This is a genomic window from Pseudomonas sp. DE0157 (genome assembly GCF_007678615.1).
In the GTDB taxonomy this organism is placed as follows: domain Bacteria; phylum Pseudomonadota; class Gammaproteobacteria; order Pseudomonadales; family Pseudomonadaceae; genus Aquipseudomonas; species Aquipseudomonas parafulva_B.
The window spans coordinates 258,302-272,016 of record NZ_VEJN01000003.1; the positions used below are offsets into that span (position 1 = coordinate 258,302).

At 63.0% G+C, this 13,715-nt stretch carries 12 protein-coding genes; all 12 read right to left on the bottom strand.

Annotated elements, in window-relative coordinates; translation table 11 throughout:
* Positions 1-7: 7 nt before the first annotated feature.
* The gene (locus FS777_RS06590) at positions 8-682 is read right to left on the bottom strand and encodes an urease accessory protein UreF (protein ID WP_058605132.1); all 675 of its coding nucleotides are present in this window, start codon (positions 680-682) and stop codon (positions 8-10) included.
* Entirely contained in the window at positions 682-1,227 is a 546-nt protein-coding gene (locus FS777_RS06595) for a HupE/UreJ family protein (RefSeq protein WP_058639348.1), read from the bottom strand. Before FS777_RS06595 ends, FS777_RS06590 begins: the two co-directional genes overlap by 1 nt.
* A 17-nt stretch (positions 1,228-1,244) precedes the next feature.
* Positions 1,245-1,730 carry an urease accessory protein UreE gene (ureE, locus tag FS777_RS06600; protein ID WP_145254571.1) on the bottom strand — a complete coding sequence of 162 codons (486 nt, stop codon included), beginning with the start codon at positions 1,728-1,730 and terminating at the stop codon, positions 1,245-1,247.
* Positions 1,731-1,740: 10 nt separating this feature from the next.
* Positions 1,741-3,444, bottom strand: coding sequence for an urease subunit alpha (gene ureC / locus FS777_RS06605; protein ID WP_058639350.1), 1,704 nt, complete (start codon positions 3,442-3,444; stop codon positions 1,741-1,743).
* Positions 3,441-3,758 (bottom strand): urease subunit beta, encoded by a 318-nt coding sequence (locus FS777_RS06610; RefSeq protein WP_028687722.1) that lies wholly within the window; start codon positions 3,756-3,758, stop codon positions 3,441-3,443. Before FS777_RS06610 ends, ureC begins: the two co-directional genes overlap by 4 nt.
* A gap of 19 nt (positions 3,759-3,777) precedes the next feature.
* Positions 3,778-4,080: an urease subunit gamma gene (locus FS777_RS06615; protein WP_003253929.1), complete on the bottom strand. Its 303-nt coding sequence runs from the start codon at positions 4,078-4,080 to the stop codon at positions 3,778-3,780.
* Between the two features lie 11 nt (positions 4,081-4,091).
* Entirely contained in the window at positions 4,092-4,925 is an 834-nt protein-coding gene (locus FS777_RS06620; protein WP_145254574.1) for an urease accessory protein UreD, read from the bottom strand.
* A gap of 280 nt (positions 4,926-5,205) precedes the next feature.
* Positions 5,206-6,120 (bottom strand): tyrosine recombinase XerC, encoded by a 915-nt coding sequence (gene xerC, locus FS777_RS06625; RefSeq protein ID WP_145254575.1) that lies wholly within the window; start codon positions 6,118-6,120, stop codon positions 5,206-5,208.
* Between the two features lie 243 nt (positions 6,121-6,363).
* Positions 6,364-8,625, bottom strand: a complete 2,262-nt coding sequence (locus tag FS777_RS06630) for an ATP-dependent DNA helicase (RefSeq protein ID WP_145254577.1) — start codon at positions 8,623-8,625, stop codon at positions 6,364-6,366.
* Positions 8,622-10,271, bottom strand: coding sequence for a VRR-NUC domain-containing protein (locus tag FS777_RS06635; protein WP_145254580.1), 1,650 nt, complete (start codon positions 10,269-10,271; stop codon positions 8,622-8,624). Before FS777_RS06635 ends, FS777_RS06630 begins: the two co-directional genes overlap by 4 nt.
* A 131-nt stretch (positions 10,272-10,402) precedes the next feature.
* Positions 10,403-11,731: a GntR family transcriptional regulator gene (locus FS777_RS06640; protein ID WP_058639355.1), complete on the bottom strand. Its 1,329-nt coding sequence runs from the start codon at positions 11,729-11,731 to the stop codon at positions 10,403-10,405.
* Positions 11,731-13,110 (bottom strand): hypothetical protein, encoded by a 1,380-nt coding sequence (locus FS777_RS06645; RefSeq protein ID WP_058639356.1) that lies wholly within the window; start codon positions 13,108-13,110, stop codon positions 11,731-11,733. Before FS777_RS06645 ends, FS777_RS06640 begins: the two co-directional genes overlap by 1 nt.
* Between the last annotated feature and the right edge of the window lie 605 nt (positions 13,111-13,715).

The following is a 13,715-nucleotide window of genomic DNA, read 5'->3' on the forward strand; positions in this document are numbered from 1 at the left end:
GCAGTCCTCAAGAACGGAACAAACGGGTGTATTGGGTTTCATGACGCGATGAAGCGATGGCCAGCAGTGGCAAGCCGCCGCCAAGCTGGTCGTCGCCAAGGGTCAGGGCGTGGTCGAATGCCTCGGGCAAGTCATTGCTCAGCGCGTGCAGCAGGGTCTGGGCAGCCTGTTGGCCGAACGGCACCAGCTTGACACCGGCCATTACCGCCCCTTCAAGCCAGGCGAAACCGTAGCCCATGGCCAGTTGCCGCAAGGGGATCGCCCAATGCACGGCCAGCCAGGCCATGCCACCCAGCTGGGTGAGCCCCAGGCTGTCACGCCAAGCCGGAACCTGGGCCAGCTGCCAACCGTCGAGCAGTCGCGCCAGGGCGGCCCCACGCTGTTGCTCTTCCAGGCGCAGCTCTGCCGTTTCGCGATTGGCCAGCAAGAACTGGCACCAATGGGCGTAGGCCTGGGCATCGCTGGCCAGGCAGGCGTTGTACAGGCGGACAAGCACGGGCCAGTCCAGGTACGCCAAGGTGTCCTGGATCTGTTCGCGCTGCCAGGCGGCAAAACCATCTGTGTCCTTGACCCACCCTGCCTCGACTGCCCATTCCAGGCCTTGCGAATAGGTGAAGCCCCCGACCGGCAAGCCGGGGCTTGCCAGCTGCAGCAACCGCAGCAACGCCAGATCGGTGCTCATCAACCGGCCAGCACCAGTGCTGCGCCGGCCAGCAGCCCACCGCCGAACGCTTTCTGCAGCCGTGCATGGCGGCGCAGCAGCAAGCCTGCTGCGTAGCCACAGGCCAGTAACAGCCCGCTCACTGCAACGAAGCCTGCGCTGAATTGCCAGAACGCGCTGGGCGTCGCCTCTACCCCATGCGCCCAGCCATGGAACAGCGCAAACACCGGCATGGCCAGCGCCAGCAGCAGTTGCCGTGCTGGCAGCAGCATGGCCGCACCGGCCACCACCAGCGAGCCTGCAATCAGGGTTTCCATGCCCAGTACATTGCCGAACAAGTGTCCCCCTACAGCACCGGCGAACATCGCCGCCAATGTCGCCAAGGGCAGCAGCAACGTGCGGCCAGTGAGCGCCGCCAACACGCCAGTGCCCAGCAGCATCAACAGGTGATCCAGCCCGGTCAACGGGTGCAACAGCCCGTCCTGTAGCGGGTGGGTATCGTGACCAGGGTGGGCGAAAGCGGGCAACGCCAGCATCAGTAACAACAGCGCGAACGTCTTTTTCATAGGTAGCTCCAGTAGGGTCAGGAATGAGCAGGCAGGCGCACGAAGGGGTGACCATGGCCATGGGTATGGGGTGTGCTCTGGTAGGCACCGGCCTCAGGCTCGAAAGGCGCTTGTTCGGCCTCCACGGTCAGGCCCAGGCCGCGCAGCATGTCATCGAGCACATGGTCATGCTGAAAGCGCAGCAGGCCAGGCTCGATCTGCAGAGGTACGTGTCGATTCCCCAGGTGGTAGGCGGCGCGTGCCAGCAGGTGCGGGTCTGCACACCGCACGGTCGAGACTGCTTCGGCCGCGGCCTGCACCCGGATCAACTGGCTGCCGGTAGCATCCGTCAGCAGTTCTCCGCCGCGCAGCAAGTGCCCCCGTTCGAGCATCAGGCCCGCTTCGCGGCCATCGTCAAGGGTTACCCGCAAACGGCTCTTGATGCGGCTGTCCACATCCAGGGTGACAGTGCCGGTTACGGCATGGGTGCCGGGGTCGGTGATACGACGGGACAGAACTAACATCGGGGCTCCTTCAGAACAGGAAATAGCGCTGCGCCAACGGCAGCTCGGTGGCCGGTTCGCACACCAGCAGTTCACCGTCGGCCCTGACCTGATAGGTCTGGGCATCGACTTCGATCACCGGTTGCAGGGTGTTGTGGATCATGTCGGCCTTGCGCACCCGTCGGCAGCCGTGGGCCACCCCGATCAGGCTGCGCAGGTTCAACGCCTGGTGCAGGCCATCGTCGATTGCGGCTTGCGGCAGGAAGGTCATGCGGGTGGCATGGCGGGCCGCGCCCAGGGCGCCGAACATCGGTCGGTAGTGCACCGGTTGCGGCGTTGGAATCGAGCCGTTGACGTCGCCCATCGGCGCAGTGACGATCATTCCGCCCTTGATCACCAACGCCGGCTTGACCGCGAAAAACGCCGGAGACCACAACACCAGGTCTGCCAGTTTGCCCGGCTCGACCGAGCCGACCTCATGGGCGATGCCGTGGGTGACTGCAGGGTTGATGGTGTATTTGGCGATGTACCGCTTGACCCGGAAGTTGTCGCTGTACGCCGTGTCGGGCGCCAGGGGCCCGCGCCGCTTTTTCATCTGGTGCGCCACCTGCCAGGTGCGCAGCACGACTTCTCCGACCCGGCCCATGGCCTGGGAATCGGAAGATGTCATGGCGAAGGCGCCCATGTCGTGCAGGATATCCTCGGCCGCGATGGTCTCGCGCCGGATACGCGACTCGGCGAAGGCGACGTCTTCGGCAATGCTCGGGTCCAGGTGGTGGCAGACCATCAGCATGTCCAGGTGCTCATCCACGGTATTGACCGTGTAAGGCAACGTGGGGTTGGTCGAGGACGGCAGTACATTGGCCTGCCCCGCTGCCCGAATGATGTCCGGCGCATGGCCCCCGCCAGCCCCTTCGGTGTGAAAGGTATGGATGGTGCGCTCGCCAATGGCGGCCAGGGTGTCTTCGATGCAGCCGGACTCATTAAGAGTGTCGGTATGGATGGCCACCTGGATGTCCATCTCCTCGGCCACCCCCAGGCAACAGTCGATGGCCGCTGGGGTCGAGCCCCAGTCCTCGTGCAGCTTGAGTCCCACGGCGCCGGCGGCGATCTGCTCGCGCAGTGCCTCGGGACGCGATGCATTGCCTTTGCCCAGCAGCCCTATGTTGATGGGCAAGCTGTCGGCTGCCTGGAGCATGCGCGCCAAGTACCAGGGGCCTGGGGTGCAGGTGGTGGCATTGGTGCCGGTGGCGGGCCCGGTACCACCGCCAATGAAGGTCGTCACGCCGCTGTTGAGCGCTTCATCCACCTGTTGGGGGCAGATGAAATGGATGTGCGAATCGATGCCGCCAGCTGTGACGATCTTGCCTTCGGCCGCAATCACCTCGGTGCCAGGGCCGATCGGCAAGGTGACGCCTGGCTGGACGTCAGGGTTGCCGGCCTTGCCAATGCCGGCGATGCGGCCATGCTTGATGCCAATGTCAGCTTTGACGATGCCCCAGTGGTCGATGATCAGCGCATTGGTAAAGACCAGATCCATGGCCTCGGCGGCCAGCATCTGCCCTTGGCCCATGCCGTCACGGATGACCTTGCCGCCGCCGAACTTCACCTCTTCACCGTACAGGGTGTAATCCTTTTCGACGGCCACCCACAGCTCGGTGTCGGCCAGGCGTACCCGGTCCCCTACCGTGGGCCCGAACATGTCGGCATAGGCCTGGCGAGACAGTCGGCTCATGCTTCACGCTCCAAAGGCCCCATGACCTTGCCCTGAAACCCATACACCTCGCGCTTGCCGGCATAGGCGACCAACTGCACGGTACGGGCCTGGCCTGGTTCGAAACGCACGGCGGTACCTGCCGGGATGTCCAGGCGAAACCCGCGGGTGGGGCCACGCTCGAAGACCAGGGCCGCGTTGACCTCGTAGAAATGGTAATGCGACCCGACCTGCACGGGGCGGTCGCCGTGGTTGGCAACGCTCACGCTGACGGTGGCACGGCCGCTGTTGAGCTCGATGTCGCCAAGGGCGACCTGGATTTCACCTGGAATCATCAGGGGCTCCGGTGGGATTTCAGACAATGGGGTCATGCACCGTCACAAGCTTGGTGCCATCGGGAAACGTTGCTTCTACCTGCACGTCGTGCAGCATCTCGGCGATGCCGGGCATAACCTGCTCGCGGGTCAGTACTTCACGGCCAAGGCTCATCAACTCGGCGACCGTACGCCCGTCACGTGCCCCTTCGAGCACCGCCGCGCTGATCAGCGCCACCGCCTCGGGGTAGTTGAGCTTAAGGCCACGGGCCAGGCGCCGTTCGGCCAGCAATGCGGCGGTGAACAGCAACAGTTTGTCTTTCTCTCTAGGGGTCAGCTCCATTGGTACTCTCTTCAGGTGGCCCAGATTCGTGGCGGGCAGGCGGACAACCCCAGGATGGCCGGACGCAGCACCTGCCAAAGGCGTTGCAGGGTGTGTTGCAGGTGTTGGTTGTCGTGATCGAGCAGGCGGATCACCAGCAGCGAGCCGAGCAGCGTCGGGCCTGCCGGGATACCCAGCGCGTCCAGATGCGGGCGTATGGCCTCAAGCGTGCCTTGATTGGCGGGCGCAGCGCAGAACGTTGCCAGCAACGGATGACCACCGAGCTTCTCCAGACGTCCACCGCGCACCCGCAAGCGTTCGTGCAGGCCGATTTGGTCTGCAAGCTCGATGCTCAGCAGGCTGTCGAGCGCGCCTTGCTCAAAGCGCTCTTGCATGACCGGCCTACCCAGACACAAGGTTTCCCAGGCCAGTAGTCGAGCGCCGGCTTCGAGGGTGAAGCGGCTCTCGAGCGTTGCCTTGGCACCATTGAAAAAGATGCTGTCCTGAGGCAGCCACTCCAGTGTGCTGCCCGCTGCCAGGTGAAAGCGCTGGGTCAGGCGCGCCGTCGGGCCCACGCTGCGGTAGAACTTGCTCGCCCCCGGCATGGTAAGCAGCGCGTGACTACCGGGCCCCAGGCTGATGTCCAACTCTAGCCGGTCACCGGCGACGATGCCGCCTGGCGGGTGCAGGACATAGACGTGGCATGGCGCGCCTTCCGGATAGAAAGGCCGCTGCACCAAAAGAGGTCCGAAATGCCGGCGCGCACCAAGGCGGGTCACATCCTCGCGTACGACAAAACGCAATTGCAGACAAGCGCTCCACCCGGTCGGGTCGTCCAATGCTTTTAGCGGCTCTGCGAGCATCATCCTGCAGCCCTTGTAGTGCGTGGCCTGATGGCCGTTGCGAGGGGACCGGGCGGGGACGACTACGCGTTCCTGCCTGACCACTCGATCAAATTCTCGAGGTGGACATAGCAGGGAATGGGCCAATTCGGCAGCTCAGCGGTAGATGCTTGAATCAAAGCGCTGCGCCCGCATTGGGCAGCTGGTTGGTGCGCGCACTAGCCGAGGGCATGCACGAGCGCCATTGAGGTGCTCGTGGGCCTAGGCATGGGGTGGGCTGTCTTGCGACAAGGGACAGGCGTGTTCAGTAGTCGAAACGGTCCACGGCACGCCGACGTTCGTTGTCATCGCGCCGGTCATAGATGGCCGTGGTCTGGATGTTGGCGTGGTGCGCCAGCTTCTGAGCGATGGACAGGTCATGCTCTTCGATGACCCGCGTGATGAAGGCGCGACGAAAATCGTGCGGCATGATCTTCACACCGACCTGCGCACCGCGTTGGCGGGCAATGTAGTAGATCGCATGCTTGGTGATGCGAGCCCGGGTGATGTGGTTGCCCCGCCGAATTCGGTTGAACAGGAACGGATCGTCCTCTGCGCCGGCAGGCAAGCCAGCGCGCCGCAGGTCAAGCCAGGCCTGCAGTTTTTCGAAGGCCCAGGGCGGTGCGTACTTGATCAGCTGGTGATTGCCCTTACCCACCACCTGCAAACTGCGCGCCTCGAAATCCACTTGATTCAGGTCGATGTCCACCGATTCCGACTTGCGCATGCCGGTGCCGTACAACAGGGCGATGATGGCCGCATCACGAACGCCCTGCGGGCGCGGGTCAGCGGCGCAGACGTCCATCAGTTCCCGAATCAGGCTGCGCCGCAGGTTGCGACCAGGCGGTAGTCGCGAGCCAGTGGCAGGTTTGACCTCGCGCATGCGCAGCAGGTGCTCGTGGTCGATCAGGCCCTGTCGCCAGGCCTCGTTCATCACGCCGCGGATGGCGTTGACGTACAGCGACGAGCTATTGGGCGCAAAACCATCGCTGCGCAGCGCGGCGACCAGCCCTATCACATGACCAGGCTCGAGCTGATGCCACGGCACATCGACCAGGTTGCAGTCCACGAACCCTAGCCGGTCGGCAGCGTCCTGGAGGATATAGCGCATGGTCTGCTGGCTGGAGGGCGCCAGCCGGTCCATGTACTGCAAGAGCGGGTTTTTCGAAAGTTCGGACAAAACATAAATCCTGTAGCCGTGTTGCAGCGCAGGCGGACGATGAGTGCAAGCTACTCATTCTCAGGCCTCGGAGACAGCGCACGGGCCAAGCCACTGCGAACCTGACACGCTCAACCGCCCTCAAATACAACGGATTGTGGAACGGTGTGGCCGCTGATCTTACCGCAAAGGGCCCACCAGAACGAACGCAGGGCCTTAAAGCTGCCTTTTCATCAGTAGCGGCAAAGGGCCCGCGCTGCAGTGTCAAGCAATCGCTGGCGGCCACCAGCCTGGAAACATCTGCTGAACACGGGGTTCGGCAAAGCGCTCGTCGATAAGTACCAGTACCCCGCGGTCCTGGTCGCCCCGGATGACCCTCCCTGCTGCCTGGATGACTTTGCGCACACCTGGATACAGGTAGGCATAGTCGAACCCAGCGCCGAACTGGCGACCAAGCCGCTGCTTGAACTGCTCGTTGATCGGGTTGACCTGGGGCAGGCCCAAAGTGGCCACGAACGCGCCGATCAAGCGCGTCCCCGGCAGATCGACCCCTTCACCGAAGGCCCCGCCCAACACCGCAAACCCTACGCCGCGGCCGCCCTCGACGAAACGGTCGAGAAACGCCTGACGCTCGCCCTCGTCCATCCCTCGGGCTTGCGACCAGAGGGGGATTTGCCCGTGCTGGCGCGCCAGCAGCTCGGCCACCTGATCCAGATATTCGAAGCTGCTGAAGAAAGCAAGGTAGTTACCCGGAAGGCGCTGGTATTGCTGCGCAATCAGCTCGACGATCGGCGCCAACGAGGCGCTGCGCTGCTGATAACGCGTGGAAACCTGACTTGCGATGCGCACTTCCAGCTGCTCGGCGCGAAACGGCGCGGCTACCTCGAGCCAAGCGGTGTCCGCCGGCATGCCCAGCAGGTCGTGGTAGAAGCGCCGGGGGCTCAGGGTGGCTGAAAACAAGGTCACGCTGCGGGCCGCCTGCATACGGGGCGCGAGCAGCCGCGCCGGGTTGACGTTACGCAGGCACAAGGTGGAATAGCGCTTATTGCGTGGGCCGTTGCGCACGCTGATGTCGAAAAGAAAATGCTCGTCGAACAGTTCAGCCACCCGGTTGAACTGCACCGCGTTGAAGAAAAACTGCAGCAGGTGCGGATCGGTATGCGCCGGGGATTGGTTCATCTGCTCCTGGATCAGGCTGGTGCACTGCTGGAGCGCGCGTAGCAGCGCTTGGGGCAACGCGTCACTGGCCTGGTACGGCGCGCGCTGTTCCTTGTGCAGCGCATTCCACTGCCGATTCAAACGGTCCAGCGCCGTGGTCAGCCCGGCCGGCTTACGTTGACGTAATGCCTGCAACTGGCCCTGATCGAGGCTGGCGCTGTACATGCTGCGGCCGCGCTCGACCAGGTTGTGGGCTTCATCCACCAAAACGGCAGTACGCCATTGGTTGGCCTGGGCCAGGCCGAAGAGCAAGGCGTGGGCATCGAAGTAGTAGTTGTAGTCGGCAATCAGCACATCGACCCAGCGCGCCATTTCCTGCCCCAGGTAATAAGGGCATACCTGATGGGCCAACGCCACTGCGCGCAGGCTGCTGCGGTCGAGCATGGGCTGGGCAGCGGCGGCTTCGCGTGCGGCAGGCAGCCTGTCGTAGAAGCCCGCCGCCAACGGACATGACTCCCCGTGGCAGGCCTTGTCCGGGTGTTCGCAGGCCTTGTCGCGGGCGATCAGCTCCAGCGTGCGCAAGCCGGGCTGGGCCTGGGTATCGGTCAGTTGGCGAAGGGCATCCAGGGCCAGCGCGCGCCCCGGTGTCTTGGCTGTCAGGAAGAACAGCTTGTCCAACTGCTGCGGCACCATGGCCTTGAGCAAGGGAAACAGCGTGCCAAGCGTCTTGCCGATGCCGGTACTGGCCTGGGCCATCAGGCAGCGGCCAGTGCTCACGGCCTTGTACAGGGTCTCAGACAGCTGCCGCTGCCCTTGCCGAAACTGCGGATAGGGAAAGCGCAGCGCCAGTAGCCCTTGGTCGCGCTGCGCAAGGCGTCGTTGCTGACGGTGAGCCCAGGCCAGAAACCGTTGGCACTGGTCGTCGAAGAAGGCCTGCAGATCAGTCGCCGTGCAGTGCTGGGTGATCAGCGTCTGCCCGTCACTGTCGACGTCCAGATACACCAGGGCCACATCAAGGGCTGACAGGCCACGCGCCTGACACAGCAGCCAGCCATAGACCTTGGCCTGAGCCCAATGCAATTGGCGATGATTGTCAGGCTGGCGGGCCAGGTCACCGCGGTGGGTCTTGATTTCTTCGAGGCGGTTGCAGGCCGGGTCATAGCCGTCGGCGCGTCCGCGAACACGCAGGGTTTCAAACTGCCCTTCAAGGGCGATTTCCGACTCATAGCCCGCCCCCCGGCGGGCGACCACGCGCCGATGGCCTTCAATGCCTTCCTGGGCTGTGGGCGACGGCGTGAAGCGCAGGTCCAGGTCACCCACCTTGGCGCTGAACTCACACAACGCCCGTACGGCTACGCTGTAGCTCACGCCGCCTCGCTCCAGCGCACATGACACACCGCGACCGGCAGGCCATGCAGGCGGCAGAATTCCAGCCACCGCAGCTGGTTGTCCTGCAGGCGATCACCTGGCCCCTTGACCTCCACCATGCGGTAGCGGCCTTGCTCCGGCCAGAACTGGATCAGGTCCGGCATACCGGTGCGGTTGTTGCGAATGTCCTGCAGCAACCTCAAAAAGCACTGCTTCAGATGGGCGCCCGGCAAGCAGCCCAAGGCTTGGTCCAGCAGGGTTTCACTGAGCATGCCCCAGAACACGAAAGGCGATTGCAGGCCGCGCTTGGTGGCATAGCAGTCCAGAATGGCCTGCCGATGTGTCCCGTCGTCCAGCCGGCTCAGGCAACGCTCGAACACTTGGCTGCGCCGATGCTGGAAGTCGCTGTCGTGCAGGTCTTGTGGCGCCGACTGGAACGGGTTGAAGAAGGCTCCTGGGACCGGGGCGAACACGGCCTCCCAGCACAGCAGGCCGAACAAGCTGTTGAACAGAGTGTTTTCCACATAGTGAACCTCCCCACCCGCCGCAGCCAGATGCTGTCGCACCGCTTCCTCGACGCCAAGCTCGGCGTGGGCTCTGGGCAGTTCCAGCTCCATCACTTCGACGGGCTTGAGGCGCTGGCGACGCTGAGGTGGCCCGCCGAGCTTGCGCGCCAGGCGCGGCAACATGCGCTCCAGCGCCTGTACCTCGAGCGCATTGGCCGGCGCTGCTGCCAGTTGCAGAGCCAGGGCATGGGCCTGCTCCCAGGACTGTGTGCGCTCCAGTACGCGTACTTGACGAATGCGCGCCTGGGGGTGGGCGCACTGGGCGTACACCGCCATGGCCTGATCCCACTCGCCCCTGCGTTCGCACTGCTGGCCCAGCGCGAACAGCAACCGCGCCCGGCGCCTGGCTAGCCATGCATTGCCACTGTGCAAGCCTTGCAGTGTCGCCAGGATCGAAGCGGTATCGGCGCCCTCCTCAAGACGCTCGGCGCACTGGTGCAGCGCCAGGGCCAGATCAACCTCCGAGCGCTGGTGCAAGGCCCGCGAGTCAGCGCTGAACGCTACTTGCTCGAAGCGCAGCACCCCCAGGTCGGCGAGCACGAAGTCCGACCAGTCTTGATAAAGATTGCCGAAAAACAGCAGCCGAATTCGGTCACAGACCGGCTGTCGACACCACTGCACGATACGCAGCTCACTGTCGGCGAACCATTGGCGCAGCGACCGCGGAGCCAGTTCCAATGCTTGCAACTCGGCCAGCAGCTCATGCTTGGCCGCCCGCGGCCGGCTGAGCTGCGCTGCAAAGCACTGCGCCAGTTCATCCTTGCGCAAGAGCGTGAACAACTGCTCGAGGGTCAAGTGCTCGGGCTCGCACACCCAGCCGAGGCCGATCAGAGGTGCCAAAGCCTGCCCGGTATCACCGACTTCGGCATACTGCAGGCGATCATCGCGAAACAGCTCACCCTTGCGCATGACCATGCGCACCATGATCGCTTGTGCAGGAGGATCCAACTCGGCGAACGCAGCGATGAACGCCTGCTCGCTCAGATCGAGCAGGTCTGCATAGCGCTGCCCCACCCAGCACAGGACCTGGCGGAAGTTATGCAGGTAATACAGGGGATCTTCGACAGAATGGGCAATCACGGAAATCGGTCGGACGGCAGCTTTACGGGGTACTGGTTATACATACAGATTGGCCCATGTGACAAGTGCCGCGGGTCGGGCCGTGCACCTTCGCACCGTGGCAGCACGGCCGATGCCGGCTGGTAAGGTCATCAGGGATGCCCGGCGATCCGAGCCAGTCGATCGACGGCAATCTGTAGCTCTACCGGGTCATCGCCGGTCCAGCCCAGGGCCAGGTGGTGCTGAAAGCGGCTTTGCAAGCTGAAGTGCTTGCCAGGCATGGCATGCAGCGACGTGCCTGCCAGCGCCTTGCTGATGGACTCCCAATGCACAGGCTGGCGCAACCTTGCCCAGATCAAGCCGCCGCCGTCGGGCAAACGCAGTTGCAGCTGTGGCCCGAAGCGTAACGCGAGCACGCGTGCCAATGTTCGGGTACGGCGTTGCAGCGCCTGGCGAAGCCAGGCCCATTGTGCGTCCACCTCCCCTTTGTCCAACATGCAGGCCAGCGCTTGCATGCGTAAGGGTGGCAAGCGGAAAGCCCGTTCGCCAAAGCCTCTGGTCAGTGCACCGGTTGGTCCGAGTACGTAGGCATACGGGGCCTCGGGCCCAAGCACTGCCTCGAACCCACCCACCACCAACAGTTGCCTGACATCCACCCAGTCTCGCTGGCGTATGACAGGCGGGCCTGCGTGACAGAGCTCGCTGTCCAGGTCGCTTTCCAGCACCCATACCCGATAGCGTGAAAGCAGATGGCCCAACTGCTGCTGGCCCGCCGAGGACACTAACCGCCCTTGTGGCGTGCTCAGACATGAGGGCAACACCACAAGCCCCACTGGCTCGCTTTCCAACAGACAGGTCAGCGCATACAGATTCAGATCACCCCGAGTATCCACTGGCACCTCCAGCACGGGCACCCCGGTCCGGGCGAGCGCCTGCAGTAGCTGCCAGCAGCACGGTGAATGAACCAGTACTGTCGCATGCCGAAGTTCGAGCGCTGCCCACACCGTATCGAGCAACGCAGTGAGGTCCGGCGCCACGTGCACATCCTTGGCGCACCAGTAACGGCTGCTGGAATGGGTGTAGCGCTCTGCAAGCGCCTGACGCAATCTCACGCTCCCCGGATCCTGCCCCCTGCCCACGGCTCGCAGCCGCTGACGCGCCAGCCGGCGTTCATGGTTGTGCAAGTTCAGCTCGAACAGCGATGGCTCGAATACCGGCAGCTGCCGGGGCACGATGGCCAGCTCGCTGCTTGACGCACCGTGCACGAAGTAGCCCGATCTGGGCAGGCGCTGAACACGGCCGGCTTCCTCCAGCAGGTTGTAGGCATGCTGAACAGTGCCCAACGACACCCGCAGCCTCGAAGCCAGGCCACGCAGCGAGGGCAAACGCTGTCGTTGGCCGGGCGGCGATTGATCGATGAGTGCTTCGATGTACCGGTAGACCTTGCGGTAGGCAAACTCGCGATGCGGGGCCTGCGGCATCACGACCACTCCACGTCACTGCCCTGCGCCGGCAATGGCGCCTGACACAGCAGACGCAGGTTGATGTCACGCCTGGCCAGGTGCCTCAACACGCGCATGGCCGAGGCAGGCAAGCTGGTTTCATACACGGCCCGCAGCTGTGCAACAGGCAAGCCACTGACATTGACGAGCCAAGCCTTCACGGCCTGTGGACAAGGCTCGCCGCGTAAGGCGTAGTGCAAATAGGGCAATGCCACCAGCATGTCGGTATGCCGGCACTTGAGGTAGCGCTCCAAATGCTCACCCCTGCGAGCGAAAGGTGCAAACAGCAGGCAAATCAACTGATCGTGACTCAAACCCAGCACGCCGCCCGCCTGCGCGGCGCGGCCCCGGCCCGGTTTGTCTACCTGATTTTTGAGCGACAATGCAGGCCTGCACCCCAGGGTTTGCTCAGCGCGGCCCTGCAATTGACGCACCTGCGCCAACGCCTCAGGCTCCACGAAAGCCCCCAATGGATAGGCATCCTCTGGCACTGCACACGCATTGCCGAGCATCGATTCGAGTTTCTGCCCTTCAAGCAAGTCAGCCAGAAGCTCATCGATCGCCATGACTCGCAGTGGTGTACGTGCCTGCACCTCCCGGCCTGCCGGCATGGTTTCCTGGCCGCCAGCACCCTCCAGCCGCCGTGACAGTTGACTGAGGCCGTCAGCCAACGCAGCCAGGCAATGCTGCGCCTCGGGCAAGCCAATTTCGCCTGCAAGGTGCAGGATGCGCCGGAACCAGGCCAGAAAACGATGCCGCTCTCGCGCCGGTATTGCCGTGATCATCACGTCGACAGGTGTTTGGGACTGCACGGCCTCACTGAATGTGGTTGCCAGGTCCAGATAAAGCCAAGCGCCTAGCACCCCCTCGGGCCTGGTCCGTGCCAGATGCCCCAACATCAGCATGGCAGTACTGGCCGCAGGGGCGTCGTCTCTGCTGGGCACCCAGTCTCGCGAAAAGGGTCTGACCGCCCGGCCTTGGACCATAAGCAACTCAACGCGTGGATCATCCTGCAGGAACAAGGCATTGAACGCACGCTCGTGAGCTATCAGGGTGTTGAAACTGGGAGCGGGTTGACTGATCACCAACACGCGCAACTGGAAGGTGACCGGCCCGCGTGCGGCGATGCTCAATTGCGCAGCCCGAAGCATGGCCAGTAACCTTGCACTACGGCGGTCGTTGCCATGCAGGACCAATACACGGAATGTCCCGATATATTCAGCACCTCCGGCAGCTATTAGCAATCGCTGAATCAACAACTGCAAGGACGCACGTTGTGATTGGGACATATGATTCAACAAGCGCTCCAGCACTTGCCGATAGATATGATGCATAGCCTGATCGTGAATAGCCGTCACGATATTACCTCGTCCAGTTCATGCGGTCAGTCGATGCACAAAGCACTTGGCATCCACCGGCCCGGGGTACTCCGAAAGGTCGTTACAGTTCACGCACAACGAAGTTCACCTTCACTGTCGACACACATCGGAAACCCTCACCGCATGCCCATGGCACACCGGACCTTCACGCCATTGCCCAGCCAGCTCAGCCCTGCTCATATCACGCTCCTTGCGTAAACTGTCATTGCGCCATTATCGATATGCAACAGAAGAATTAAAGATACAGATCAGGGGAAAAAAAGTAGTCAGCAGTGATGAAACGACAGCTTGACGTTGAAACTTAAAGACTTCAATCAAAGATAAGAGGCGAAATATTTCTGCAACTCGAGAACACTGAAACTTTATGTAGTATCAGTCTTCGTCCATTGTAGGACTTATCCTTTTATAAATTCATGCACAGGCCCCCGGCCACGGGTCGAAGCGAGTAAACAACCAGGAACAGTCAGCCGTCGCCGGGGATCACGCCGGCGACGGCTGACTGTTGGGAGGAGTATGTGCGGGTAAAGCCAGATGTGGCCGGCAGCGACCTGTAGATGCCCACCCAGTGAAGCGAGCCATCAGCA

Bases quoted from the DNA above. Each gene is read 5' to 3' on its own strand.
- FS777_RS06590 (WP_058605132.1), bottom strand. From the start codon at position 682: ATGAGCACCGATCTGGCGTTGCTGCGGTTGCTGCAGCTGGCAAGCCCC.
- FS777_RS06640 (WP_058639355.1), bottom strand. From the start codon at position 11,731: ATGCCGCAGGCCCCGCATCGCGAGTTTGCCTACCGCAAGGTCTACCGG.
- ureC (WP_058639350.1), bottom strand. From the start codon at position 3,444: ATGAGCCGACTGTCTCGCCAGGCCTATGCCGACATGTTCGGGCCCACG.
- FS777_RS06595 (WP_058639348.1), bottom strand. From the start codon at position 1,227: ATGAAAAAGACGTTCGCGCTGTTGTTACTGATGCTGGCGTTGCCCGCT.
- FS777_RS06620 (WP_145254574.1), bottom strand. From the start codon at position 4,925: ATGATGCTCGCAGAGCCGCTAAAAGCATTGGACGACCCGACCGGGTGG.
- FS777_RS06610 (WP_028687722.1), bottom strand. From the start codon at position 3,758: ATGATTCCAGGTGAAATCCAGGTCGCCCTTGGCGACATCGAGCTCAAC.
- ureE (WP_145254571.1), bottom strand. From the start codon at position 1,730: ATGTTAGTTCTGTCCCGTCGTATCACCGACCCCGGCACCCATGCCGTA.
- FS777_RS06615 (WP_003253929.1), bottom strand. From the start codon at position 4,080: ATGGAGCTGACCCCTAGAGAGAAAGACAAACTGTTGCTGTTCACCGCC.